Below are 25,557 nucleotides of genomic sequence, written 5' to 3' on the forward strand. Positions count from 1 at the left end.
AGCAACGGATTGTGCGGTTTTGCGCGATCGGGTGTTGATAGGATATAAAGATTTCTTTATATGATAGCGCAATGCGGATCGAATTCACCTTGCGCGCGCTGGCCGACCCCACGCGCCTGCGGATCATGCGGCTGCTCAGCGCGATGGAGCTGGCGGTGGGCGAACTGGCGCAAGTGCTGGGGCAAAGCCAGCCGCGCGTCTCGCGCCACGTCAAGATCCTGATCGATGCGGGGCTGGCCGAACGGCGCAAGGAAGGCAGCTGGGTGTTCCTCAAAAGCGCGATTGGCGAGCACCGCGCCCCGCCGCTGGGCGCGGCTGCCGCACGGCTGCTGGCCGTGTCGGAACAAGACGACGCCCAGTTCGCCGCGCGCTGCGCCGAAGATCGCCGCCACCTGGCCGCGATCCGCGCCGCCCGCGAAGAAAGCGCGGCAGACTATTTCGCCCGCCATGCCGCCGAATGGGATCACTTGCGCAGCCTCCATTCGCCCGACGGCCCGGTTGAGGCCGCGCTGCAAACGGCGCTGGGCGGGGATCTGGGCGATCTGCTCGATATCGGCACCGGCACCGGCCGGATTGCCGAACTTTTGAGTGCGCGCAGCCGCGCGGTAACCGGGCTGGACAACAGCCCCGAAATGCTCCGCCTGGCGCGCGCCCGGCTGCAGCATTTGCCGGCGGACAGCCTCCATCTGGTCCAGGGCGATTTTGCCGCGCTGCCCTTTGCCGATGCGGTGTTTGATACTGCGGTGTTCCACCAGGTGCTGCACTATGCGCTGGAGCCTGAGCGCGCGCTGGCCGAGGCGGCGCGGGTTACCCGGCCGGGCGGGACCATCGCGGTGGTCGATTTTGCCGCGCATGAGCACGAGGAACTGCGCAGTCAGCACGCTCACGCCCGGCTGGGCTTCACCGACGAACAGATGCTGGCGCTGCTCGGCGATGCCGGCTTTGCCGCCGCCCCTCCGCGCGCGCTCCCAGGCACGCCGCTGACCGTAAAAATCTGGACCGGGACGCGTCAGTCTGCCCGCGCCGTGAAGAAGGTACCCGCCTGATGCCCCCCGGCTTTGACGCGCAGCACGAAGCGCGCACCGCGCTCGATACGCCGCTGTTCGCCGGGCTGCCTGGTGATATCGCGGTGAGCTTTGAATTCTTCCCGCCCAAGTCCGACGCGCTCAGCGAGCAGCTGTGGAATGTGGTGCAAACGCTGGCCCCGCTTGAGCCGCGCTTCGTTTCGGTGACCTATGGTGCGGGCGGATCGACCCGCGACCGGACCCATGCCACCGTCTCACGGATCATTGCCGAAGCGCATCTGCCCGCCGCCGCGCACCTCACCTGCGTCGATGCCAGCAAGGCCGAAATCCGCGAAGTGGCTGAGGCTTATTGGCAATCTGGTGTGCGTCACATCGTCGCCCTGCGCGGCGATATGGGCGCGCCGGGCGTGCCGTTCACCCCGCACCCCGATGGCTACGCCAGTGCTGCCGAACTGGTCGCAGGGCTCAACCAAATTGCCCCGTTCGAAATATCCGTCGCGGCCTATCCCGAAGTGCACCCCGATGCGGCGAGCGCCGCGGCCGATCTCGACAATCTGAAGCGCAAGCTTGACGCCGGAGCATCGTCGGCGATCACGCAGTTCTTCTTTGAACCCGAAGTGTTCTTCCGGTTCCGCGACCGGCTCGCCAAGGCCGGAATCGATGCGCCGGTCTATCCGGGCATCCTGCCCGTCACCAATGTCGCCCAGGCACGCACCTTCGCCAAGGCTTGCGGGGCCGTGATCCCGGCGTGGATGGACGGACTGTTCGACGGGCTGGACCAGCGCCCTGCCAGCCGCCAACTGGTTGCCGCGACGGTCTGCGCCGAATTCTGCCGGCGACTTTATGCCGGCGGCGTGCGCGATTTCCACTTTTACACCCTCAACCGGGCCGAGCTGAGCTATGCGATCTGCCACCTGCTCGGCCTGAGGCCCAAGGAACTTCAATCATGACTCCGCGCGAACTGTTGCTAGCCGAAGCCGCCAAGGCGATCCTGATCAAGGACGGCCCCTATGGCACCGCGATCCAGGCCGAAAAACTGGACGAAGCCGCCTATCGCGGAGAAACCGGGCTGGAGCGCGACCAGAAGGGCAACAACGATCTGGTCAACCTGACCCAGCCGCAGGTGATCCGCAAGATTTGCGACAGCTACATTGCCGCTGGCGCGCGAGTGCTGGCGACCAACACCTTCAACGCCAACCGCATCAGCCAGGCCGATTACGGCGCGGAGCATCTGGTGGCTGAGATCAACCGCTCAGCCGCGCAAATCATCCGTGCAGCTTGCGATGAAGCCACGGCCAAAGACGGCTTGCCGCGCTTCGTGGTCGGCGCGGTCGGGCCGACCAACAAGACCCTGTCGCTCTCGCCCGATGTCAACGATCCGGGCTTCCGCGAGGTCGATTTCGATCTGGTCAAGGATGTCTACCGCGAGCAATCGCGCGCGCTGGCCGAGGGCGGGGCGGACTACATCCTGATCGAAACGGTGTTCGATACGCTCAATTGCAAGGCCGCGGTCATGGCGGTGAAGGAACTGGAGCGCGAGCTTGGCCGCGAACTGCCGCTGATGCTGTCGATGACTTTGACCGACTTGTCGGGCCGCAACCTCTCGGGCCACACGGTCGAGGCGTTCTGGCATTCGGTGCGCCATGCCCGGCCCATCACGATCGGGCTCAACTGCAGTTTCGGCGCGTCGCAATTGCGGCCGCACGTGCGCCTGCTCAGCGGGATCGCCGATTGCCTGCTGATGGCCTATCCCAATGCCGGTCTGCCCAACGAACTGGGCGAATACGACGAACTGCCCGAAACCACTGCCACCCTGGTGCACGAATGGGCCGAAGCCGGGCAGGTCAACGTGCTGGGCGGGTGCTGCGGCAATACGCCCGCACATATCGCAGCAATAGCCAAAGCGGTGGCAGGCCTGCCCGCGCGCGCGATCCCGGTGCAGGTGCCAATGACCCGGCTGGCCGGGCTCGAACCGTTCGTGATGGCCGCGTGATGCGCGATTGGAATATCCGCGAGGCCGACGCCGCTGATGCCGAGGCGCTGGCACTGGTTGGCGCGGCCACGTTCCTTGAAGCTTTCGCCGATGTGATCGAAGGCAAGGACATTGTCGCACATTGTGCCAAGGCCCATTCGGCGCAGGTCTACCGCGACTATCTGGCAACAGGCAGTATAGCCTGGTTGGCCGAGACCGCGCTTGGCGCGCCGATCGGCTATGCTCTGAATTCGGCTCCGGATCTCCCCGGCATGGCGGTGGGAGACCGCGAACTGAAACGCATCTATGTCCTGTCGCGCTGGCACGGATCGGGCCTGGCTGCCGCACTGATGGCGCAGTCGCTGCAAGAGGCTTCGGACCATGACCGACTGCTGCTTGGCGTCTATCGCCACAACCACCGCGCGCGCGCCTTTTATGCCAAGCACGGGTTCGTAACAATTGCCGAGCGGATGTTCCGGGTTGGCGAGACCGACCATCATGATCTGGTTCTTGCCCGGCTACTGACCGCCACTGAAAGCACGCCATGACCGCCGCCAATTCCGCCCGCTTCGTCAATGTCGGCGAACGCACCAATGTGACGGGCTCTGCCGCGTTCAAGAAGCTGATCCTGGCGGGCGACTATGCCCGCGCGGTTGAAGTGGCGCGCCAGCAGGTCGAAAACGGCGCGCAGATCATTGACGTCAACATGGACGAAGGCCTGCTCGATGCGGTCTTTGCGATGACCACCTTTTTGAAGCTGATCGGCGCCGAACCCGATATCGCGCGGGTGCCGGTGATGATCGACAGTTCCAAATGGGAGGTGATCGAAGCCGGGATCAAATGCGTTTCGGGCAAGCCGATCGTCAATTCGATATCGATGAAGGAAGGTGAAGCGCAGTTCCTTGAACAGGCGCAGAAGTGCATGGACTACGGCGCCGCAGTGGTGGTGATGGCGTTCGACGAAAAGGGCCAGGCCGACTCCAAACAGCGCAAGGTCGAGATTTGCGAGCGGGCCTACAACCTGCTGCTCGGGATCGGTTTCCCGGCCGAGGATATCATCTTCGATCCCAACATCTTCGCGGTCGCCACGGGGATGGAAGAGCATGACCGCTACGGCCTCGATTTCATCGAAGCGGTGGCCGAGATCAAGGCGCGGCTGCCGTATGTCCATACCTCGGGCGGGCTTTCCAACCTCTCGTTCTCGTTCCGCGGCAACGAGCCGGTGCGCCGCGCGATGCACTCGGTGTTCCTGTACCACGCGATCCAGGCCGGGCTTGACATGGCAATCGTCAACGCCGGGCAGATCGACATCTACGACGCGATTGACCCGGCGCTGCGCGATGCCTGCGAAGATGTGATCCTGGCCCGCCGTAGCGATGCGACTGAACGCCTGATCACCATGGCCGAAAGCTTCCGCGGCACCGACGTCAAGGCCGAGAAAGAGGCCGAGGAATGGCGCGGCTGGGATGTGGTGCGGCGGCTGGAGCATGCGCTGGTCAAGGGGATCGACGCGCATGTGGTCGACGATACCGAGGAAGCCCGCCAGCGCTATCCGCGCCCGATCGAAGTGATCGAAGGCCCGCTGATGGCGGGGATGAACACCGTTGGCGATCTGTTCGGGGCCGGCAAGATGTTCCTGCCGCAGGTGGTCAAGAGCGCCCGCGTGATGAAGAAGGCGGTGGCCCACCTGATCCCGTTCATCGAAGCCTCCAAGGAACCCGGCGCGCGGCCCAAGGGCAAGATCGTGATGGCGACCGTCAAGGGCGATGTCCACGATATCGGCAAGAACATTGTTGGTGTGGTGTTGCAGTGCAATGGCTATGAGGTGATCGATCTGGGGGTGATGGTGCCCTGGACCAGGATCCTAGAAACTGCGGTGGAGCAGGATGCCGACATGATCGGCTTGTCAGGCCTGATCACCCCCAGCCTCGACGAGATGGTCACCGTGGCCGAGGAGATGCAGCGTGCCGGCTTTACCATGCCGCTGCTGATCGGTGGCGCGACCACCAGCAAGGTCCACACCGCGCTCAGGATCGATCCGGCCTATGATGGCCCGGTGATCCACGTGCTCGATGCCAGCCGCGCAGTGGGTGTGGCCAGCCAGCTGCTCTCCGATACCCAGGCGCAGCCGTTCATCAAGGCCACGGCGCAGGAATACCAGCACGTCCGCGATGTCCGGGCGGGCAAGGATCCCTCGATCCTGCTCAGCCTGGATGACGCCCGCGCCAACAGCTTCAAGGCCGACATGAGCGACAAGCCCCCGCCGCCCGAACAGCCCGGGCTGCATGTCTTCCCCGAATGGGATCTGGCCGATCTGGTCGCTGTGTTTGACTGGACCCCGTTCTTCCGCGCCTGGGAACTCGCCGGAACTTATCCGGCGGTGCTGTCCGACGAAGTGGTCGGCGAAAGCGCCCGTGCGCTGCATGTCGATGCCTTGGCGATGCTGGACAAGATTGTTTCGGAAAAATGGCTGACCGCCAAGGGCGTTGCGGGTTTCTGGCCCTGCGCGCGCGAAGGCGATGATGTTGTCATCTACTCCCCCCTCCCGCTTGCGGGAGGGGCCGGGGGTGGGCCAGTCGGCGATGGCGCGCAAGGTTCGGACTCACCCACCCCTAACCCCTCCCGCACGCAGGAGGGGGGATACGCTCACATCCGCATCCCCTTCCTGCGCCAGCAAATCCGCAAGAGCCGCGACCGGGCTAACTATTGCCTGGCCGATTTCATCGATCCCGATGGTGACTGGATCGGCGGGTTCGCCGTGGGGATCCACGGGATCGAACCACACCTCGCGCGCTTCCAGGCCGCGCACGATGACTATTCGGATATTCTGCTCAAAGCGCTGGCCGACCGGTTCGCCGAAGCCTTGGCCGAACGGCTCCACCAGCATGTCCGCACCACGCTGTGGGGCTATGCGCCGGGCGAGCAGCTGACCAACGAAGCGCTGATCCGCGAACAATACCGCGGCATCCGCCCCGCGCCCGGCTATCCCGCCTGCCCCGATCACAGCCTCAAGCCGATCCTGTTCGATCTGCTGAACGCCGGGACAAACGCCGGGATCGTGCTGACCGAAAGCCAGGCGATGCTGCCGACCGCAGCCGTTTCGGGCTTCTATTTCGCGCACCCGGAAAGCTCGTACTTCGGGGTCGCCCGGATCGGGCGTGACCAGCTCGAAGATTATGCGGCGCGGCGCGGGATTGATCTGGCGTCGGCCGAACGCTGGCTGCGGCCCAATCTGGACTGAGCCAGTCTAGTCGTCAGGCCCCGCCGCGTGTTCCTTGGCGCGGTCGGCCAGATAGGGCTGCCCGTTCTGGCCGCGCACCACCTCGAACAGGCCGGTCGCTTCGAACAGTTTGGTGAAATTGGACACGCCGTAATTGCGCGGATCGATCGGCGCGAGCCGCTTGGCTGCGCTGCCCGCACTCGACAGCCGGGCCCAGCCGTTTTCGCCCGCTGACGCTTCGACTGCCCCGCGCAGGACCGTCACCAGCTTGCTGTCCTGCGCCAACGGCTTGGCTGACTTTTCGGGCGCTGCTGCAGCAACTTTGGGCTTCGCCACGCGCCGCGTCGCAGTCTTGGCGGGAGCTGCAGGCTCGGTTCCCGTTGCCGCAGCAGCCCCGGCCAGCGTTTCCAGAAACAGAAAAGTAGTGCAGGCGTTCTGGAACGGCTCGGGGGTCTTGCGTTCGCCAAAGCCGTAAACGTCCTTGCCCGCCGCGCGCAGGTGCATCACCAGCGGGGTGAAATCGGCATCGCTCGAAGCGATGCAGAACGCGGCGAGGTTCTGGGTGTAGAGCAGTTCGAGCGCATCGATCACCATCGCGATGTCAGACGCATTCTTGCCCTTGGAATAGCTGAACTGCTGGATCGGCCGGATCGCATATTCGTGAAGCTGCGCGCGCCAGCTTTTGAGCCCCGCCGCGGTCCAATCGCCATAGGCGCGGCGGATATTGGCGGTGCCGTATTTCGACAATTCCGCCAGTATCGCAGGCAATTTGGCAGCCGAGGCGTTTTCGGCATCGATCAGCAAGGCGATGTGGCGCCCAGAGGCGGACGGACTTTCGATTGAACTGGCCATCTCGGCAATTGACCAGAGCACTGCCGCCCGGTCAATCGCTCTCGGCAGCCCGGCCCGGATCGGCTGCGGTCAAACCTCGATTAAGGCTGGCAATTGCAATCTCCCGCGCTAACCTCGCACCGTCAGGCGGGGAGTTGGCGATGGAATATTTCAGCATTGGACGGGTCTTTTCACGGGCTTTCGCGCTGGTTCGCGATACCGTCACCAGCGTCGGCCTGTTCACGTTGGTCATCGTATTGATCGAGGCTGCTGTCAGCTTTTTTGCGCAAAGCGCGATGCTCAGCGATCTTGGGCGGATCGCCGCAAGCGCGGGGCAGGCGGGCTTTGGGCAAGCCTTCTCGGGCCTCGTCGGGCTGGCATCGCTGCTCGGACTGGCCGGCCTCGGCCTGTCGTGGGCCGGCAGCGTTGGCGGGATGCTCAAACAGGATCGCAGCGGCCAGGTGACCTTGCAGGACTGCGTCAACCTGGCGATCGCCGGGTTCCTGCCGGCGCTGGCGATTTGCCTGCTTTACTGGATCGGCGTCTTCATCGGCTGGATGTTCATCATCGTCCCCGGGCTTATCCTGATCTGCATGTGGGCGGTCGCCCTGCCGGCGCAGCTGGCCGAGGGGATCGGCATTTTCGAAGCCTTCGGGCGCAGCCGCGATCTGACCCGCGGCCACCGGCTGTCGATCTTCGGGGTGCTGTTCGTGCTGATGATCGCCTACTATGCGATCTCGTTCGCCATGCTGGGATCGCTGTTCAGCATGGGCGATCTTCGAGCTTCGGTTTTGACTGACAATGTTGAGCGGTTCAGCATGATCGCCATCGCGGTCTCGATCCCGCTGGGCTGGATCACCAGCATGGTGCTGAAAGCGGTGGTCACCTCGCTCTACATCGAAACGATCACGGTCAAGGGTGGCGGCCCGGCCACCAATGTCGCGGGTGTGTTCGACTGACCATGCGCGGCGCGGTGTTGGCCTTGTGCGCAGCGCTGGCTGCAGTGCCGGTGAACGCGGCCGTGCCTGCAACCGTCGCGGTGGCGTTCGATCGCAGCCGGATCGTGCCGGTGCTGGCCGAGGGTGAGGCGGATCGCACCACCCACCGCCCGGTCAGCGCCGACGATCCGGTGCGGATCGCCTCGATTTCCAAGCTGGTGACCGCGCTGGGGGTGATGCGGCTGGTTGATGCGGGGAAACTCGATCTTGATCGCGACGTGTCGCACTATCTGGGCTGGAGCTTGCGGCACCCGGCCTATCCTGATCGCAGTATAACCCTGCGCATGCTGCTGTCGCACCAGTCGGGGCTGCTGGATGGCGATGATCTGTACCTGATCCCGCTGGGTGAAACGCTGCAGCAGCGGCTGGCCGATCCGCGGGTGTGGGATCCGGCCCATGCGCCCGGCTCGGGCTGGTTCCACTACACCAACCTCAACCTGCCGGTGGTGGCGAGTGTCATCGAACAGGTCACGCGGCAGCGCTTCGACGTGGCGATGCGCGATCTGGTGCTGGCACCGCTCAAACTGGACGCCTGCTTCAACTGGGGCGCGGGCTGTTCGGCCGGGGCAGCGCGGCGCGCGGTGGTGCTCTACCGCGCCAATGGCGCTGTCGCGCGCGACGATCTGCGCGGGACGTTTCCGGCCTGTCCGGTATTCACCGGCCCAGACGGGCGCTGCGATATCTGGACCTACACGCTGGGGAGCAACGGCGCGCTCTACAGCCCGCAAGGCGGCCTTCGGATTGCGATGCGCGATCTCGCCCGGCTCGGCCAGATGCTGGCGCGGCGCGGCAACGGTTTCCTCAGCGCCCGGGCCTATGCCGAACTGACCCGCCCGGTGTGGCGCTTCAATGGCCGCAACGGTGTCGGCGAAAACGGTTTGGCAGACGGGTTTTTCTGCGCCTATGGCCTCGCGCTGCACACCATCGGCAGCGGTGCAGCCGGGTGCCGCGACGATCTGTTCGGCGATGGACGCTCGCGGATCGGCCATGCGGGCGACGCCTATGGCCTCAAAAGCGGACTGTGGCTCGATCCCCGGACCGGGCGCGGGCTGGCTTTCTTCACCACTGCGGTAGCCGACGATGCGCCCACGGGTCGCAGCGCGTTTTTTGCCATTGAGGAGTCGGTTGTGGAGAGAGCGGGCCGCGTCCCCTTCCGCTAAGCCCCGGCTGCGGCTAGGCCCACCGCGTGACCGCGCCTGATATCCTTGAAACTCTCCACACTACCTTTGGCTTCTCCAGCTTTCGCGGGGTGCAGGACCGGGTGGTGGACCGGGTGCTGGCCGGGCAAAGCACCTTGGCGGTGATGCCGACGGGCGCGGGCAAGTCGCTCACCTATCAGCTGCCCGCGGTGATCCTGCCGGGCACCTGCGTGGTAATCTCGCCGCTGATTGCCTTGATGCACGATCAGCTGCGCGGCGCGGCGGCCAACGGCATCCGCGCCGCCAGCCTGACCAGCGCCGATGGCGAGGAAAGCCGTGAACGCGCGATCGCGGCATTTCGCGGCGGCGAACTCGATCTGCTTTACGTTGCCCCCGAACGCGCCAGCCAGGCCCATTTCCGCGAGCTGCTGTCCAAAGCCGAAGTCAGCCTGTTCGCGATCGACGAGGCGCACTGCGTTTCCGAATGGGGCCACGATTTCCGCCCTGATTACCGCCTGCTGCGGCCGCTGATGGATTCGTATGCCGATGTTCCGCGGCTGGCGCTGACCGCCACCGCCGATGCCCATACCCGCGCCGATATCCTGGCCCAGCTGGGGATTGGCGAGGACGGGCTGATCGTCGCCGGGTTCGATCGGCCCAACATCCGCTACAACGTCAGGCACCGCGACAATCCGGTGCGCCAGCTCACCGCGCTAATGGCCGAACAGCCCGGCCCCGGGATCGTCTATGCCCCGACCCGCAAGAAGGTCGAGGATCTGGCCCAAAAGCTCGCCGCCGCCACCGGGCGCCCAGTGCTGCCCTATCACGCCGGGCTCGATCCGCAGGTCCGCGCCGCCAACCAGTCGGCCTTCGTAGCCAGCGAAGACATGGTGATCGTTGCCACGGTTGCCTTCGGGATGGGGATCGACAAGCCCGATGTGCGCTTTGTCGCCCATGCCGGGGTGCCCAAATCGATCGAGGGTTACTACCAGGAAACCGGCCGCGCGGGCCGTGATGGCGATGCTTCGGTGGCGCTGATGCTGTGGGCGGCAGACGATTTCGCGCGGGCCCGCCAGCGCCTGGCTGAGGTTGAGGCGCACCGCCGCGATGGTGAGCGCAAACGGCTTGATGCGCTGGCCTTGCTGGTCGAAACTGCGGGCTGCCGCCGCGCGCTGCTGCTGCGCCATTTTGGCGAGGATCCGCCGCAAAGCTGCGGCAACTGCGACAATTGCCTCGATGCGCCGGGCGTGGTCGATGCCAGCGAGCTGGCGCGCAAGGTCCTGTCAGCGGTCTATCGCACCGGGCAAAGCTTTGGCTTCGGCCACATCGAAAAGGTGCTGATCGGCGCCAATGACGAGCGCATCGCCGCGCGCGGCCACGATCAGCTGTCGGTGTTCGGGATCGTTGGCGGCGACGAGGCGGCGCTGCTGCGTCCGCTGGTCCGGGCCCTGCAGGCGCGCGGCAGCCTGCTGCCGACCGAGCACGGCGGCTTGATGCTGGGCAGCGATGCCCGGGCGATCCTCAAAGGGGAGGACTCTGTGCTGATCGCGCTGCCGCCCAAACGCGACCCCGCCAGCGGCCGCAAGGCGCGGCGCGAGCGGAGCGGCGGCGGGGTCAATCCGCTCGGCGATCCGCTGTTCGAGGCGCTGCGCGATCTGCGCCGCGATCTGGCTGCCGAGGCCGGCGTCCCGCCCTATGTGGTGTTCCACGACAGCACCTTGCGCGAAATGGCGCAGGCGCGCCCCGGCGATCTTGCCGCCTTGGGCGAAATCACCGGGGTCGGTGCGCGCAAGCTGGAAGCCTATGGCGAGGCTTTTCTCGGCGTGATCCGGCAGCACTGACCGTTCACGGCCGGATTTCGTCGTGCGGCAGGTGCGGTGCAGCGTCCTCACCGTGGCGGGTCTTCCACAGCGAAAAGCCGACGCCGCCCGCGATCAGCGCAAAGGTCACCCCCAGGCTCAGCGCCGGCGGGAACTTCTCGCCATCCAGCACGAAGTCCGCGATGAAAATCTTGCTGCCGATGAACACCAGCACACTGGCGAGCGCATACTTCAGATAATAGAACCGGTGGATCATCGCCGAGAGCGCGAAGTAGAGCGCGCGCAGGCCCAGGATCGCCATGATGTTGCTGGTATAGACGATGAAGGTGTCGGTGGTGATCGCGAAGATCGCCGGAACGCTGTCCACCGCGAAAACCAGATCGGCCAGGTTGATCACCACCAGCGCTACGAACAGCGGGGTAGCAGCGCTAACCAGCTTGCCGGACTTTTCATCGGGCACTTTCACGAAAAAGTGCTGGCCGTGCAGCTCCTTGGTCACCGGGATGTGGTTCGATATCCAGCGCACCACCGGGTTCTTCGCAATGTCGGGATCGTGATCGCCCGCAAAGAACATCCTGATGCCGGTGAACACCAGGAAGGCAGCGAAGATATAGAGCACCCAGTAGGCCTGCTCGACCAGCGCCGCACCCGCCGCGATCATGCCGCCGCGCAGCACGATCACCGCCAGAATGCCCCACAGCAGGGCGCGGTACTGATACCTGGCGGGAATCTTGAAGAAAGTGAAGATCAGGCTGATCACGAACACGTTGTCGATCGACAGCGCCTTTTCGATTGCGAACCCGGTGTAGTATTTCATCCCCAGATCCGCACCGCGCGCGATCCAGATCCACGCCCCGAAGGCGAGCGCGATAGAGATGTAGAAGGCGGTAAGCTTGAGGCTTTCGCCGATCCCCATCTCGCGGTCTTCCTTGTGGAGGACGCCAAGATCGAATGCGGTCAGCGACAAGACGATTCCGGCAAACGACAGCCACAACCACAGCGGCGTGCCGAGCCAGTCGGCGAACAGAAATTCCATGGGATAAGCCCCCTGTCAGGCGTGCAAACACGTCCGGTGCCGCGCGCACGGCGGCACCGGATATTTATCGCTATGTTGATATTAGCTGCCCGGGCGCAGCGGACGCGCGGTCAGCCGGGTCAGCCGGTCCTTGATCGCCAGCTTCAGTTTTTTGAGCCGTGCCAGTTCGGACGGATCGGGCCAGCGCAGGCCCTGCAGCAGGCGTAGCCTGGCATCGAGCCGCTGGTGCCGCTCGAGCAATCGGAAAGTCATGTCGGACATTTTTCGCATCCCTAGGCAAACGTGTTGAACGTTGATCGGATGCTGCCGAGCCGGGATCGATGCTTGGGGAGGGGGAGCTAAAGCACTGACCCGCAGCATCGGCATGCATCCGATGCGGTCCGACATCACGTGGCATACTTCCCGTATGGGCAAGCACGCCGCGCCAGAGGGGCCCGGTCCCGCCTGATCGATATGGACACCGCAATCGGCGATTTCAAGAGGGCTTGACCCTAAGGGCATATCTGATATTAAAGTGATATCACATTAAAGGGGAATTCGACATGTCCGATTCGCACCAGCCGATGACTGCCAGCGCCGAACGGCGGGCGTGGAGCACCAGCGGCTACCTTATTTTCGTGGCCTTTCTGGCGCTGCTGATGCTGACGATCTGGCGGATCATTGCCTTTGCCGGCTCCAACCCGCCCGATAGTGCAGTGTTCGGCTTCGTGGTTTCGACCGGGCTCAGCATGGTCGCTCTGGTGATTCTCGCCAGCGGGTTTTACATGATCCAGCCCAACCAGGCCGCAGCGATCACGCTGTTCGGGGCCTATCGCGGCACTGATCGCAGCACCGGGCTGCGCTGGGTCTGGCCGTGGATGGGCAAGACCAAGATTTCGGTCCGCGCCAACAACCTCGTGTCGGACAAGATCAAGGTCAACGATCTGCGCGGCAATCCGATCGAAATGGCGGCACAGGTGGTCTGGCGCGTGGTCGATACTGCCCAGGCGCTTTATGATGTCGATGATTACAAGGCCTTCGTGATGGTCCAGATCGAAGCCGCGGTGCGCACGATCGGCTCGCGCTATCCTTATGACGATTTCAGCCATGCCGAAATTACCCTGCGCGGCAACCACGACGAGGTCGGGGTCGAACTGCGCAAGGAACTGATCGCGCGGCTGACGATGGGCGGCATGTCGGTCGACGAATGCGGCTTCACGCACCTCGCCTATGCCCAGGAAATCGCCGGGGCGATGCTGCGCCGCCAGCAGGCCGAAGCCGTTGTGGCAGCGCGCAAGACGCTGGTCGAAGGCGCTGTCGGCATGGTTGAAATGGCCTTGGCGATGCTCTCTGAAAAAGGCGTGGTCCACCTTGATGACGAGCGCAAGGCGGCGATGGTTTCGAACCTGATGGTGGTGCTGTGCGGCGAGCGGGATACCCAGCCGGTGGTCAACACGGGCTCGCTGTACACGTAGCGGCCTGACCGATGGGCTCGCCTGGCAAGAAATCTTTCGCACTCCGTCTCGATCCGGCGCTGTTCAAAGCGCTGGAGCGGGCGGCGGCGGGCGACTTCCGTTCGGTCAATACCCAGGTCGAAGTGTTGCTGCGTGAGGCCCTGGCCAAGCGCGGGGTGAAGATTGATCCGGCCGAACCCGCCAAGCGCGGTCGTCCGGCCAAGGAGAATGGCGATGGCTGATGAAGCGAAGCTTTTTACTTGCGTGAAATCGGGCCTGAACATCAGGATCAACCCGCGTAGCGCGGCCGGGTGGCGAGCCCTGGGGCTGTGGATGGCGGGCTTCTTTGCCATGCTTGGCCTGTTCCTGACCGGGATGGCCACGGCCGAACGGCCGCAATTGCAGGCGGGTTTCACCGCACTGTTCCTGCTTGCCACGGCGATCTGGGCGGTGACAATGATCCGCTGGATGATGGCGCGCAGCGAAATGATCAATGTGAAGGAACTGCTGGCACTGAAGCGCCAACTGGACCGCAACAAGCGCGGCTAGAGCAGATGCCCGCTGCGGTCGCGCTTGGTGGCGAGGTAACGGGCATTGTGCGGATTGGGCGGCAATTGGTGCGGCACGCGTTCGGCCACCTCCACGCCTGCGCCCTGGAGCGCCGCCACCTTGGCCGGATTGTTGGTCATCAATCGCACCGCCCCGGCACCCAGCAGGTGCAGCATCCGCGCCGCCACGGGAAAATCGCGCGCTTCGTTCGGCAGGCCGAGCCGGGTATTGGCATCGACCGTATCGAACCCCTGATCCTGCAACTGATAAGCGCGCAGTTTGTTGATCAGGCCAATCCCGCGCCCTTCCTGACGCAAGTACAGCAGCACGCCCCAGCCGCCATTGCCCGCTTCCTCGGCCATCGCGGCCAGCGCGGCATCAAGCTGTGGGCCGCAATCGCATTTGAGGCTGCCAAGGACATCGCCGGTCAGGCATTCGGAATGGAGCCGCACCAGCGGCGCGCGATCGCCGCGTTGCTGCCCCAGCACCAGCGCAACGTGTTCGCGCAGATCGTCGGCAGAGCGGAAGGCGACGATCTCGGCAGTTTCAAGCGCGGCCACCGGCAGCCGCGCGCGGCTGGCGATCACCAGATGATCGGCCTGCTTGTAATCGGCCAGGTCTGCGGGGCTGACGTCCTGCGGCTCTCCGGCGGGGACCGGATCGACCAGGAAGGCGGGCAGGATCCCGGCGATCCGGGCCAGTTCCATCGCGGTGCGGGCCGCCTCGGGCGCGGCCAGCGGCTCGGCCAGGAACGGGCCCTTGAACGGATTGGCCAGATCGAGCGCGGGATCGGCCATTGCCCGCGCGGCGGGCAGATCGAACGGATCGGCAGCGCGGATCAGCACTGGCGCTTCGGGCACGGCGGCGTCGCGCTGGTTGGCCAGTTTGAGCGTGACCGCGCGGGCGCAGGAGATCAGCATGCGCGGCGCCGTCACCCCGGGACCGAACCCGGTTTCGGCCGGCAGCAGCACCATGGTGCCGTCAAGCCGGATCGGCCAGCCGTGGCGCAGCGCATCGATCGCCTGCGCGGCGCGCCTGGCGCTGCTGCTCAAAGATTGAACTCCGTGATCAGCGGCACATGATCGCTGCACTGTTCCCACTGCCGGGTTTCCTCGATCACCCGGTGGCCTGACGATTGCGCAGCAAGGCCGGGCGAGGCCCACATGTGATCGAGCCGCCGCCCACGGTCCTTGCCCTGCCAGAAGGTGCGATAGGACCACCACGACCAGTTCCGCAGCGGCGCGGGGATATGTTTGCGGCCCAGATCAACCCAGCCGTGGGCATCGCTCAGCCGCTGCAGGGTTTCAACCTCCAGCGGGGTGTGGCTGACCACTTTGAGCAGCGCCTTGTGATCGTAAACGTCGCAATCGAGCGGGGCGACGTTGAAATCGCCGACCAGCAGCGTCGGACGGTCCAGCGTGTCGGACCAGCGCGTCATCCGCTCGAGGAAATCGAGCTTCTGCCCGAACTTGGGATTGACCGTGCGATCGGCAACATCGCCGCCCGCCGGGATATAGACGTTTTCGAGCACCAGCCCCTGGCCGGCACCAAGCAGCTCAACGCCGACGTGGCGCGCTTCGCCATTGGCCTGCCAGTCATTGCGGGTCAGCTCACGCAGCGGGATCCGGCTGACCGTGGCGACGCCGTGATAGCCCTTCTGCCCGTGCACCGCGCGGTGGGTATAACCGGCCGCTTCGAACGCCTCGTGCGGGAAGGTTGCTTCGATCGTCTTGATCTCTTGCAGACACAAGACGTCGGGCTGCTGCTCTTGCAAAAAGCGCAGCACCTGATCGACGCGCAGGCGGACCGAGTTGATATTCCATGTCGCGATAGAAACCATGCTGCGGCTTTAGGTGCGCACCGCGCGGGCGGCAAGGGCCGAACCCCCACCCCAACCCCTCCCCTACGGGGAGGGGCCATTGCGCGACGCGTGGCTTGGAGTCGGATTGGCTCAAGCCGGAGCGAGAATGCAGGTGATCGAGAACCGGAGCGCAGCGGCCTTAATGGCCGTGAGCACCGGAAGCGCAGAGCGCCTGCGTTCGCAGCCCGGCTTCAGTCAATCCGGCCCAAGACACAAAAAACCCTCGGACCGGGGGCATTTGGTCCGAGGGTTCCTTTGTGCGTTCGTCACGCTACGACAATGCGGCCAATATCGAGGCATGGGCAACAGGGGGGAAACCCGCCTCAGGCCGCGCTGTCATTCACGGTTTTAGGCCGTTTTCCCTTGCGCTGTCATGAACAATCGCATCGGGGTTGTCGCAAATTGTCGCATGTCAGGCACGCCCCACGACGAGCCGCCCGCCATCATCGACGAGTGGCGCTGCGCGGATCGTTGAACTTGAAGGTGCTGTCAGGCACGGCCAGCCCGTAACGCTGATTCGACAGATTGACGACCGTGCGGGTGTTCTGCGAATCGACCGTCGCCCAGCTCGAAAGTTCGAGCCCGCCCGGTACGCCGGCCCGGCGCACGAAGATGAAAGTGATGACGCCGTATTCAGGGTGGCGCTTGTCGCGCACTTCAATGCCGACGATCTGACCATTGGTGGCCGGGGTCAGACGGGCATATTGCATCACGTTGCCGCGCGGGTTGAGCAGCGCGCCAAGCGGGCTATTGCCAATCGGCCAGCGCTGCACCTGACGCACGCCATAATCGATAAAGGTCAGCGCCTTGCCATCCGAGACGACCAGGATCGGCACGCCCTTCTGGTACTGGAAACGGATCTTGCCGGGGTTCTTCAGCGTCAGCACGCCGGTCAGGCGCTTGCCGCGCAGATCGGTCTGGGCGAAGTCGGCGCGCATCGTGGTGATGGCACGCAGCGCGGTCACCGCGTTGACGAGATCGCCCGATTGGGCCTGCGCCGCGGCCGGAGCCGAGGTCAGCAGCGCTACAGGCGCGGAAACGACAAGCGCCGCCGAAAGGGCGGCACCGGTCAGGTTGCGAAGGGTGTGGATCACAGTGTTCATGGCCTGCCAATTAGAGGACGGGCCTTGAACTCGCAATGAACTGGTTTGGTTCCGGGATGGGCCGGACGGACCGAACCCATTCTTACTTGATCTTGGCTTCCTTGAACTCGACGTGCTTGCGCACGACGGGATCGTACTTGCGGAAGCTCATCTTCTCGGTCGTGTTGCGCGGGTTCTTCTTGGTGACATAGAAGAAGCCGGTATCGGCGCTCGACACGAGACGGATCTTGACGGTTGCGGGCTTCGCCATGGCTTTCGGTCCTGAACTTTCGATTCGGGCGCTGCGGCCCCGTAAAACTGCGAGGGCGGCACATCGGCACCGTCCCGGAAGGCCGCGCCAATGCGTCAGATGCGGGCCAAAGTCAAGGGTTGTAGGGGGGTAATGGCTTGAGCACCGTATAGCCTTCAACCGACGGTTCGTGATCCAGCGGCGGCAGCTCCACCGCCTCGGGTTCAACCTTGGTATCGGGCAGCCGGTCAAGCAGATCGCGGATCAGGGTCAGGCGGCCGCGGCGCTGATCGTTGAAATCGACCAGCGTCCACGGCGCGGCCTTGGTGTGGGTGGCTTCCAGCATTTCTTCGCGCGCCAGGGTATAGGCATCGTACTTTTCGCGTGCGGCGGTATCGATGGGGGACAATTTCCAGCGTTTGAGCGGATCTTCGAGCCGCTCCTGAAAGCGCTTTTCCTGCTGTTCCTGATCGGTGGCCAGCCAGTATTTGAACAGCAGGATGCCGTCGTCGGCCAATTGCTGTTCGAACACCGGGGCCGCCTTGAGGAACGCCTCGACCTGCTGGGGCGTGGCAAAGCCCATCACCTTTTCCACCCCGGCGCGGTTATACCAGCTGCGATCGAACAGCACGACTTCACCGGCGGCAGGCAGATGCGGCACATATCGCTGGAAATACCACTGGGTCTTTTCGCGGTCGGTCGGCTTGGGCAGGGCCACAATCCGGCACTGGCGCGGGTTGAGCGGGCCCGCGACGGCCTGGATCGCGCCGCCCTTTCCAGCGGTGTCGCGCCCTTCGAACAAGACCACGATCCGCGCCCCGGTGGCGGCGGCCCAGCGTGCCATCGCCACCAGCTCTTCCTCCAGCGGAGCATAGCGCGTTTCGAACTTCTTGCGTTTCAGGCGTTTCATTGTCTGCGATTCCTTGAGGCCGCGCTACGATGGCGGCGCGGCGGCCAGGGTGCAACCTGCCCGAAATTGATTGCCGTCCCGTTTCGATAAAGTTACAAATGCAACCATGTCCGAGACTGACTTCACGCAGCTGCCCGATCCGGGCCCCGCTGTCTTTACGGCCCCGCTCAAACGTCCGGCGCAGGTCGGCGATGATTGGCTTGAGCCGGCCCAGCACGCTTATGACAGCAATGAAGACGCGATCTGGGACGATCTGTTCGCCCGCCAGATGGACCTGCTGCCGGGCCGCGCGGCCAGCACCTTTCTGCGCGGGCTTGACCGGCTCGATCTTGGCCGCGGCGGGGTGCCCGATTTTGCTGCGATGTCGCACAATCTCGGCAACCTGACCGGGTGGAGCGTGGTCCCGGTGCCGATGCTGATCCCCGATCACGTGTTCTTCTGGCACCTTGCCAACCGCCGCTTTCCGGCCGGCAATTTCATCCGTACCCGCGCGACCTTCGACTATATCCAGGAACCCGATGTGTTCCACGATGTGTTCGGCCATGTGCCGATGCTGACCAACCCGACCTATGCCGATTACATGCAGGAATACGGCCGCGCCGGGTGGAAGGCGATGCGTTATAACCGGCTGAAGGCGCTGGGCGCACTTTACTGGTACACGGTCGAATTCGGTCTGATTCAGGAAGCGGAGGGCCTCAGGGCCTATGGCGCGGGGATCCTTTCGGGGCCGGCCGAAGTGCTGTTCTGCCTCGATGCGCAAAGCCCCAACCGGATCATGCTCAACGTCGACCGGGTGATGCGGACCGATTATGTGATCGACGATCTGCAGCCCAGCTACTTCGTGATCGAAAGCTTCGAAGCGCTCTATCACGATACGGTCGAGCGCGATTTCGACCGGTTGTACCGCTCGCTGGGCAATGGCTTCACCTATGCCAATACTGCAGTGATCGACGTCGACGATGTGCTGCACCGCGGATCGCAGGAATATGCGCTGCGCGGTGGACGCGGCAGCGGGGCCTTGCCGGTCTAACGCGTCAGGAAGAACAGCGCCGCAGCCCCGGCCACAATCCGGTACCAGGCGAATGGCGAAAAGCCCGCGCGGCTGATATAGGCGACGAACGCCCTGATCACCGCCAGCGCCACCACGAAGCTCACCGCAAAGCCAATCGCGATGTGGCTCCACCCGACGGGCCCGGTGCCCGCCGCCAGCTCGGCACGGTTTTGCCACAGTTCCAGCGTGGTGGCCCCCAGCATGGTCGGCACGGCCAGGAAGAAGCTGAATTCGGCGGCGGTGCGGCGCTCGATCCCCATCGCCAGCGCGCCCATGATGGTTGCGCCCGAACGGCTGACCCCGGGGATCATCGCCAGGCATTGCAGCAGTCCGACGCCCAGCGCTTGCCGCATCGGTAACTGGCCCAGGCCAAGGTATTCGCCTTGCTTCGACCAGCGTTCCACCGCCAGGATCGCGATCCCGCCGGCGATCAGCGCCCAGCCAACGATCATCGGACTGCCCAGCATCACGTCGATCTGCTTCTTGAACAGCAGGCCCAGCACTACCGAGGGCATGAACGCCACCAGCAGATTGGTGACGAACCGGATCGACAGCGGATCGCGCCGCAGGAGTCCCCGGGCCACCGCCCAGAATGTCCGCCAATAAAGCACCACCACGGCGAGGATCGCGCCCAGCTGGATCACCACGTTGAACACCGCCCAGGTGTGGGCATCATAGCCGAACAGCTCGGAGGCCAGGATCAGGTGTCCGGTGGAGGAGACCGGCACGAATTCAGTCAGTCCTTCAACGATGCCCAGCAGCACCGCAGCAATGAACAGGTCCATCAGGCGTCTTCCGCTGCGGCAAACGCGGCGTCATCGAACTGCAGCGAGGCCAGGCGCGCGTAGAGCCCTTTGGCTTTGGTCAATTGTGCATGGGTGCCGGCCTCGACAATCCGGCCCTTGTCCATCACCACGATCCGGTCGGCCGCACGCACCGTGGCGAGGCGGTGGGCGATGACCAGCGTGGTGCGGTCCTGCATCAGCCGGTCAAGCGCATCCTGGACCAGCCGTTCGCTTTCCGCGTCGAGCGCGCTGGTCGCCTCGTCGAGCAGCAGGATCGGGGCTTCGCGCAGCACTGCACGGGCAATCGCAATGCGCTGGCGCTGTCCGCCTGAAAGCCGCGCGCCGCCTTCGCCAAGGAACGTGTCGAGCCCTTCGGGCAGTTCGCGCAGAAACGTTTCGGCATTGGCGGTGCGCGCCGCATCCCAGATCGCCTCATCGCCGGCGTCCCAGTTGCCATAGCGCAGGTTATCGCGCGCGCTGGCGGCAAACAAGATGCCTTCCTGCGGCACCAGCGCCATGCGGCGGCGCACATCGGCCGGATCGACTGCGGTCAGCGGCACGCCATCAAGCTTGATGGTGCCTGCCTGCGGATCGTAAAAGCGTTGGGCGAGCTGGAACAGCGTGCTTTTGCCCGCACCCGATGGGCCGACGATCGCCACCGTTTCGCCCGGTTCGATGGTCAGCGAGAAATCGGCCAGCGCGGCCACTTCGAGCCGGGTGGGATAGCGGAACGAGACGTTCTCGAACGCCAGTTTGCCATGCGCCGGGCTGGGCAGCGCGAGCGGCCGGGCTGGCGCGGCAATCGCGGGCTGTTCGTTGAGCAGTTCGGTCAGCCGCCCGGCCGCACCCGCGCCGCGCAGCAGATCGCCATAGACTTCGGTCAGTGCGCCGAACGCGCCGGCGACGATGCCCGCAGCCAGCACGAAGCCGGCAATTGTCCCGCCGCTCATCCGGCCATCGGCGACCTGGATCGCACCTTCCCACATCAGCAGCACGATCCCGCCCATCACTTCGACAATGACGATCGAGGTCATCACCGCGCGGATCGTGAAGCGTCGCTTGGCGGCGGCAAAGGCCTGTTCGACGATTGCGGTAAACCGGGCTTGCTCGCGTGCTTCCTGATTGAACGCCTGAACCACGCGCATCGCGCCCAGCGCTTCGGATGTGCGCGCACCGACATCGGCGATCGTGTCCTGGCTGGTGCGCGAGGCCTTTCGCACCAGGCTGCCGAAATAGACGATCGGCACGATGATCAGCGGAATGCCGATCAGGATGCGCAGCAGCATCGCCGGGGCGAGGTAGAACAGATAGACGATCCCGCCGATCCCGGTGATCGCATTGCGCAGGGCAAAGGAAATGGTCGTGCCCACCACCTGCTCGATAATCGCGGTATCGGCGGTCATCCGCGAGGAAATCTCGCTGGGGCTGTTGGCCTCGAAAAAGCTGGGAGGCAAACGCAGCAGGTTGGCCTGCACCCGTTCGCGGATATCGGCGATCACCCGTTCGCCCAGCCACGACACAAAATAGAACCGCACCGCCGTGGCGATGCCCAGCACCGCCACGATCATCAGCAGGTACTGGAACGAAGAGTTGATCGAAGCGACGCTCGATCCCTTGCCGAACCCGGTGTCGATCATCGCCCGGACGCGTTCGGGGATCGCCAGCGTGCAGGCCGAGGTGGTCAGCAGCGCGGCAAGCCCCAAGGCCAGTTCCTTGGGGTACTTGACGGTTTCGCGCGCCACCATGCCCAGCGGACCAAGGCTGCGCGCGGGCTTGCCTTCAGCGGGCAGGGCAAACTGGATCGGTTGGTCGGACGGGGTGCCGTCGGGCGCGGAACTCATGGCGCGCGCCCTAGCACAGCCCCCACGCCGGCGTAAGCGGTTAAGTGGCTGCCCCGGCCCATTGTGCAGTGCGGTGTTAAATTGTGCATTGCACAATAGAGGGATTGTCGCCACTTTGCAGCGAAAGGCGGCGCTGGTGCGCCGCGGAGGTAATCGAACATGCTTTATACCGCTTACGAATTGCAGCGTTCATGGCTCAATGCCGCCAGCACCTGGGCCTCGGTTGGCGCGCAGATGCTCAGCAACCCGGCGCTGCCGTTTGGCTATAGCGGGCTGGGCCCGGCCATGGGTTCTGCGCTTGAAGTGTTCGCCCACGCCAGCGCGCCCTATGGCAAGCCGGCCTTCGATATCGAAGCGGTGACGGTGGACGGCGTTATCCAGCCGGTTACCGAAGCAATCGTGCTGCACCGTCCGTGGTGTAACCTGCTGCATTTCAGCCATCCGGGCCTGGCCGCCGATGCCCCGCGCCTTTTGATCGTCGCCCCGATGAGCGGGCATTTCGCCACGCTGCTGCGCGGCACGGTTGAGCGAATGACCGAGCGCGCGCATGTCTACGTGACCGATTGGGCTGACGCCAAGATGGTGCCGCTGTCCGCCGGCGAGTTCGATCTGGATGATTACATCGATTATCTGATCGGCTTCCTCGAGCACATCGGGGAAGGCGCGCACGTGCTGGCGGTGTGCCAGCCTTCGGTGCCGGCGCTTGCGGCAACCGCGATCATGGCCGATACCAAACACCCGTGCCGGCCGCTGACCCTGACCATGATGGGTGGCCCGATCGACACCCGCGAAGCGCCGACCTCGGTCAACGATCTGGCGATGCAGCGGCCAATCGAATGGTTCCGCCATACCGTGATCGCCACCGTGCCGCTGCAGTATCCCGGTGCCGGGCGGCAGGTCTATCCAGGGTTCCTGCAGCTCGCCGGGTTCATGTCGATGAACCTGGGCAATCACATGCAGAGCCACTATCACATGTTCAAGCACCTGGTTGCAGGCGCCGATGAAGACGCCGATGCGACCAAGGATTTCTACGAGGAATACCGCGCGATCTGTGATCTTAACGCGGCCTATTACCTGCAGACCGTGGAAGAGGTGTTCCAGAAGCATTCGCTGCCGAATGGCACCTTCATGCACCGCGGCAAGCAGGTTGACCTGGGCAAGATCAAGGACACCGCGATCCTCGCGGTTGAGGGTGAGCGCGACGATATTTCGGGGATCGGGCAGACCAGGTCGGCGCTGACATTGGCCACCGGCCTGTCCGCATCGCGCAAGAAATACCACCTCGCCCCCGAAGTGGGCCATTACGGCATCTTCAATGGCAGCAAGTGGCGCGACCGGATCGCCCCGATCCTCGAAGACTGGATTGCGGCGCATGGCAAAGCGCGGCTCAAGGCGGTTGCCTGACCTGATTGATCCTCTCCAGATTTGCGAAGCACATCTGGGGAGGTGGCAGCGCGAAACGCTGACGGAGGGGTAATGACGCAAGGGCAGAAGCCCCTCCGACATTTGCTGACGCAAATACCACCTCCCCATTTGTGGCAGCCGCCAAAAATGGAGAGGATCTAAGGTTGCACTGGCGCCGCCGGTTCATCGCGGACCCGCAGGAATATCCGCCGCAGCACCCGCCAGGCGATGATCATCAGCGCAATCGCCAGCACCAGCAGGACCATAGCGACCACCCCTGCGGCCACCGGGTTGCTGTAAGCGAGGTACAGCAGTCCGGTTGTGGCAACGTCTTCAACCGTCGAGACCGCGATGTTGCTGAACGGTTCGGGACTGGTGTTGACCACGGCCCGCGCGCTGGCCTTGCCGCCATGCGCGAGCAGGCTGGCCCCGCCGCCCAGGATGAAGGCGATGGCCTGGGTGGCCGGGTCCGCCGGATCGACCACCGCCAGCGTCAACAATGCTCCGCCGACCGGGCGGATGAAGGTGTGGACCGAATCCCACACCGAATCGAGCCACAGGATCTTGTCGGCAAAAAATTCCATGAAGGCCGCCAGCCCGGCCACCCCCATCACCCACGGATTGGCCAGGACTTGCAGCGATTGCAGGTGTTCGGGCAGCGGCAGCACATGGAAATGCATCGCAAGGCCAGTGGCCAGCGCGGTCAGGTAAAGCCGCCAGCCCGAAAGCAGGCTGACCGATCCGGCAATCCCGAGAATTTCAACGATACCAAGGTGTTCGGGCATCTGATCCGCTTCCCCGTGGCGTGACCCCAATGCCTGCAAAGATGGGCGGGAAATGGGCAGATGGCAAGGACCTAGAGGTCCTCTCCGTTTTCACGAAGTGCAAATGGGGAGGTGGCAGTCGTATGGTGACTGACGGAGGGGTTAAGGACGCCAGCGCCATAACCCCTCCGTCTCGCCTTCGGCGATCCACCTCCCCATTTGGCTTCGCAAAATGGAGAGGACCTGATTCTTTACAAGACCTCGAACAGCCCGGCAGCCCCTTGTCCGCCGCCGATGCACATCGTGACGACAACATACCGCGCACCGCGGCGCTTGCCTTCGATCAGGGCGTGGCCGGTGCAGCGCGCGCCGGTCATGCCGAACGGGTGGCCGATCGAGATCGAGCCGCCGTTGACGTTGAGCAGTTCGTCAGGAATGCCCAGCTTGTCGCGGCAATAGAGCACCTGCACGGCGAAGGCTTCGTTGAGTTCCCACAGCCCGATGTCGTCCATCTTGAGGCTGAAGCGTTCCAGCAACTTGGGGATCGCAAACACGGGCCCGATGCCCATTTCGTCAGGTTCGGTGCCGGCCACTGCCATGCCGACATAGCGGCCGAGCGGTGCCAGCCCGCGCTTTTCGGCGACTTTGGCTTCCATCAGCACGCAGGACGATGAACCGTCCGACAGCTGGCTGGCATTGCCGGCGGTGATCGTGTGGCCTTCACCCATCACCGGCTTGAGGCTGGCCAGACCTTCGAGCGTGGTATCGGGGCGGTTGCAATCGTCATGGGTTGCGGTGACCTCCTTGTAGGAGACTTCCTTGGTTTCCTTGTCGACAATGGCCATCGTCGCGGCGCAGGCGACGATTTCAGCGTCGAACTTGCCCGCGGCCTGCGCGGCGGCGGTGCGCTGCTGCGACTGGAGCGAATAGGCATCCTGCGCTTCGCGGCTGATGTTGTAACGCTTGGCAACCACTTCGGCGGTGCCGATCATCGGCATATAGATCGCCGGATGCATTTCAAGCAGCGCGCGGTCGGGCTCGACGAACATTTTGCCGCTGCCGACCACCTTGGAAATGCTTTCGAGGCCCCCGCCGACGCAGATGTCCATATTGTCGACAATGATTTGCTTGGCGGCGGTGGCGATGGTCATCAGCCCCGACGAGCACTGGCGATCGATCGTCATCGCCGGCACGGTCACCGGTAGCCCGGCGCGAAGGGCGGCGAGGCGCGCGACATTGCCGCCGGCCGAGCCCTGCTGGGCGGCTGCGCCCATCACGACATCGTCTACTTCGCCGCCTTCGAGCCCGGCGCGTTCGACTGCGGCGCGGATCGAATAGGCACCCAGCGTCGCGCCGGTGGTGTTGTTGAATGCGCCCCGGCCAGCCTTGGTCAACGGGGTGCGGGCGGTGGAGACGATAACGGCGTCACGTGACATGGGGAATTCCTCTCAAAATCGGGGCACCCCTCCCGATCCGGGAGGGGCAGCGAGACTTGGCAGCTTGCTGCCTAGTCGCAGCGGGGTGGGTTTCCTGGGCTCGCGGTCGAACCCCCACCCCAACCCCTCCCCACTGGGGAGGGGCTAAAG

Annotated in this window: 25 protein-coding genes; 13 read left to right on the plus strand and 12 right to left on the minus strand. The window is 64.4% G+C overall.

What is annotated here, in order from left to right:
• Positions 1-71 precede the first annotated feature (71 nt).
• From RMN99_RS13085 to metH, 5 genes are read left to right on the plus strand one after another with little or no spacing between them, the layout of a single operon-like run.
• Entirely contained in the window at positions 72-1,046 is a 975-nt protein-coding gene (locus tag RMN99_RS13085) for a metalloregulator ArsR/SmtB family transcription factor (RefSeq protein WP_309623763.1), read from the plus strand.
• Entirely contained in the window at positions 1,046-1,975 is a 930-nt protein-coding gene (metF, locus tag RMN99_RS13090) for a methylenetetrahydrofolate reductase [NAD(P)H] (RefSeq protein ID WP_309623764.1), read from the plus strand. The genes RMN99_RS13085 and metF overlap by 1 nt, the downstream gene beginning before the upstream one ends.
• Entirely contained in the window at positions 1,972-3,018 is a 1,047-nt protein-coding gene (locus tag RMN99_RS13095; protein WP_309623765.1) for a homocysteine S-methyltransferase family protein, read from the plus strand. Before metF ends, RMN99_RS13095 begins: the two co-directional genes overlap by 4 nt.
• Positions 3,018-3,545, plus strand: coding sequence for a GNAT family N-acetyltransferase (locus RMN99_RS13100; RefSeq protein WP_309623766.1), 528 nt, complete (start codon positions 3,018-3,020; stop codon positions 3,543-3,545). Before RMN99_RS13095 ends, RMN99_RS13100 begins: the two co-directional genes overlap by 1 nt.
• On the plus strand, positions 3,542-6,238 hold the full coding sequence (metH, locus tag RMN99_RS13105) for a methionine synthase (RefSeq protein WP_309623767.1): 2,697 nt from the start codon (positions 3,542-3,544) through the stop codon (positions 6,236-6,238). Before RMN99_RS13100 ends, metH begins: the two co-directional genes overlap by 4 nt.
• 6 nt (positions 6,239-6,244) lie before the next feature.
• Here metH and RMN99_RS13110 read toward each other — a convergent pair whose 3' ends face one another.
• Entirely contained in the window at positions 6,245-7,069 is an 825-nt protein-coding gene (locus RMN99_RS13110; RefSeq protein ID WP_309623768.1) for an NYN domain-containing protein, read from the minus strand.
• A gap of 140 nt (positions 7,070-7,209) precedes the next feature.
• Between RMN99_RS13110 and RMN99_RS13115 the strand changes: the two genes are divergently transcribed.
• The 3 genes from RMN99_RS13115 (at position 7,210) to recQ (ending at position 11,026) form a co-directional block, all read left to right on the plus strand.
• A complete protein-coding gene (locus RMN99_RS13115) occupies positions 7,210-8,007 on the plus strand; it encodes a hypothetical protein (RefSeq protein ID WP_309623769.1) in 798 nt (265 codons plus the stop codon).
• Between the two features lie 62 nt (positions 8,008-8,069).
• Complete coding sequence (locus tag RMN99_RS13120; protein ID WP_309623770.1) at positions 8,070-9,206, plus strand: serine hydrolase domain-containing protein; 1,137 nt, start codon at positions 8,070-8,072, stop codon at positions 9,204-9,206.
• Positions 9,207-9,232: 26 nt separating this feature from the next.
• A complete protein-coding gene (gene recQ / locus RMN99_RS13125) occupies positions 9,233-11,026 on the plus strand; it encodes a DNA helicase RecQ (protein ID WP_309623771.1) in 1,794 nt (597 codons plus the stop codon).
• Positions 11,027-11,030: 4 nt separating this feature from the next.
• Here recQ and RMN99_RS13130 read toward each other — a convergent pair whose 3' ends face one another.
• Positions 11,031-12,041, minus strand: a complete 1,011-nt coding sequence (locus RMN99_RS13130; protein ID WP_309623772.1) for a TerC family protein — start codon at positions 12,039-12,041, stop codon at positions 11,031-11,033.
• A gap of 81 nt (positions 12,042-12,122) precedes the next feature.
• Positions 12,123-12,302 (minus strand): YdcH family protein, encoded by a 180-nt coding sequence (locus RMN99_RS13135; protein ID WP_309623773.1) that lies wholly within the window; start codon positions 12,300-12,302, stop codon positions 12,123-12,125.
• 281 nt (positions 12,303-12,583) lie between these two features.
• On the opposite strand from RMN99_RS13135, the gene RMN99_RS13140 reads away from it, so the two are divergent.
• The 3 genes from RMN99_RS13140 to RMN99_RS13150 are packed head-to-tail and all read left to right on the plus strand — an operon-like array spanning position 12,584 to position 14,023.
• Entirely contained in the window at positions 12,584-13,495 is a 912-nt protein-coding gene (locus RMN99_RS13140) for an SPFH domain-containing protein (protein WP_309623774.1), read from the plus strand.
• A gap of 11 nt (positions 13,496-13,506) precedes the next feature.
• Positions 13,507-13,716: a toxin-antitoxin system HicB family antitoxin gene (locus RMN99_RS13145; protein WP_309623775.1), complete on the plus strand. Its 210-nt coding sequence runs from the start codon at positions 13,507-13,509 to the stop codon at positions 13,714-13,716.
• Complete coding sequence (locus RMN99_RS13150; protein ID WP_309623776.1) at positions 13,709-14,023, plus strand: hypothetical protein; 315 nt, start codon at positions 13,709-13,711, stop codon at positions 14,021-14,023. The genes RMN99_RS13145 and RMN99_RS13150 overlap by 8 nt, the downstream gene beginning before the upstream one ends.
• Here RMN99_RS13150 and ribA read toward each other — a convergent pair.
• From ribA to ppk2, 5 genes are all read right to left on the minus strand, one after another.
• Entirely contained in the window at positions 14,020-15,042 is a 1,023-nt protein-coding gene (gene ribA, locus RMN99_RS13155; RefSeq protein ID WP_309623788.1) for a GTP cyclohydrolase II, read from the minus strand. The genes RMN99_RS13150 and ribA overlap by 4 nt on opposite strands.
• 29 nt (positions 15,043-15,071) lie before the next feature.
• Entirely contained in the window at positions 15,072-15,863 is a 792-nt protein-coding gene (locus RMN99_RS13160; RefSeq protein WP_309623777.1) for an exodeoxyribonuclease III, read from the minus strand.
• Between the two features lie 464 nt (positions 15,864-16,327).
• Complete coding sequence (locus tag RMN99_RS13165) at positions 16,328-16,987, minus strand: outer membrane lipoprotein carrier protein LolA (protein WP_309623778.1); 660 nt, start codon at positions 16,985-16,987, stop codon at positions 16,328-16,330.
• 82 nt (positions 16,988-17,069) lie between these two features.
• Positions 17,070-17,237, minus strand: a complete 168-nt coding sequence (gene rpmG / locus RMN99_RS13170; RefSeq protein WP_309623779.1) for a 50S ribosomal protein L33 — start codon at positions 17,235-17,237, stop codon at positions 17,070-17,072.
• 112 nt (positions 17,238-17,349) lie between these two features.
• Positions 17,350-18,126, minus strand: a complete 777-nt coding sequence (gene ppk2, locus RMN99_RS13175) for a polyphosphate kinase 2 (protein ID WP_309623780.1) — start codon at positions 18,124-18,126, stop codon at positions 17,350-17,352.
• Between the two features lie 106 nt (positions 18,127-18,232).
• Here ppk2 and phhA point away from each other — a divergent pair, with 106 nt between their 5' ends.
• Positions 18,233-19,156 (plus strand): phenylalanine 4-monooxygenase, encoded by a 924-nt coding sequence (phhA, locus tag RMN99_RS13180; RefSeq protein WP_309623781.1) that lies wholly within the window; start codon positions 18,233-18,235, stop codon positions 19,154-19,156.
• On the opposite strand, the gene RMN99_RS13185 is transcribed toward phhA, so the two are convergent.
• Positions 19,153-19,962: an undecaprenyl-diphosphate phosphatase gene (locus RMN99_RS13185; protein ID WP_309623782.1), complete on the minus strand. Its 810-nt coding sequence runs from the start codon at positions 19,960-19,962 to the stop codon at positions 19,153-19,155. The two genes, phhA and RMN99_RS13185, sit on opposite strands and share 4 nt — an antisense overlap.
• Positions 19,962-21,803, minus strand: a complete 1,842-nt coding sequence (locus RMN99_RS13190; protein ID WP_309623783.1) for an ABC transporter transmembrane domain-containing protein — start codon at positions 21,801-21,803, stop codon at positions 19,962-19,964. Before RMN99_RS13190 ends, RMN99_RS13185 begins: the two co-directional genes overlap by 1 nt.
• 159 nt (positions 21,804-21,962) lie before the next feature.
• On the opposite strand from RMN99_RS13190, the gene RMN99_RS13195 reads away from it, so the two are divergent.
• The gene (locus RMN99_RS13195) at positions 21,963-23,207 is read left to right on the plus strand and encodes a polyhydroxyalkanoate depolymerase (protein WP_309623784.1); all 1,245 of its coding nucleotides are present in this window, start codon (positions 21,963-21,965) and stop codon (positions 23,205-23,207) included.
• Between the two features lie 158 nt (positions 23,208-23,365).
• Here RMN99_RS13195 and RMN99_RS13200 read toward each other — a convergent pair whose 3' ends face one another.
• The gene (locus tag RMN99_RS13200) at positions 23,366-23,992 is read right to left on the minus strand and encodes a DUF4126 domain-containing protein (protein WP_309623785.1); all 627 of its coding nucleotides are present in this window, start codon (positions 23,990-23,992) and stop codon (positions 23,366-23,368) included.
• Positions 23,993-24,222: 230 nt separating this feature from the next.
• Entirely contained in the window at positions 24,223-25,407 is a 1,185-nt protein-coding gene (locus RMN99_RS13205; RefSeq protein ID WP_309623786.1) for an acetyl-CoA C-acyltransferase, read from the minus strand.
• Positions 25,408-25,557 lie beyond the last annotated feature (150 nt).

This window comes from Novosphingobium sp. (assembly GCF_031417815.1).
Classification (GTDB): Bacteria; Pseudomonadota; Alphaproteobacteria; order Sphingomonadales; family Sphingomonadaceae; genus Novosphingobium.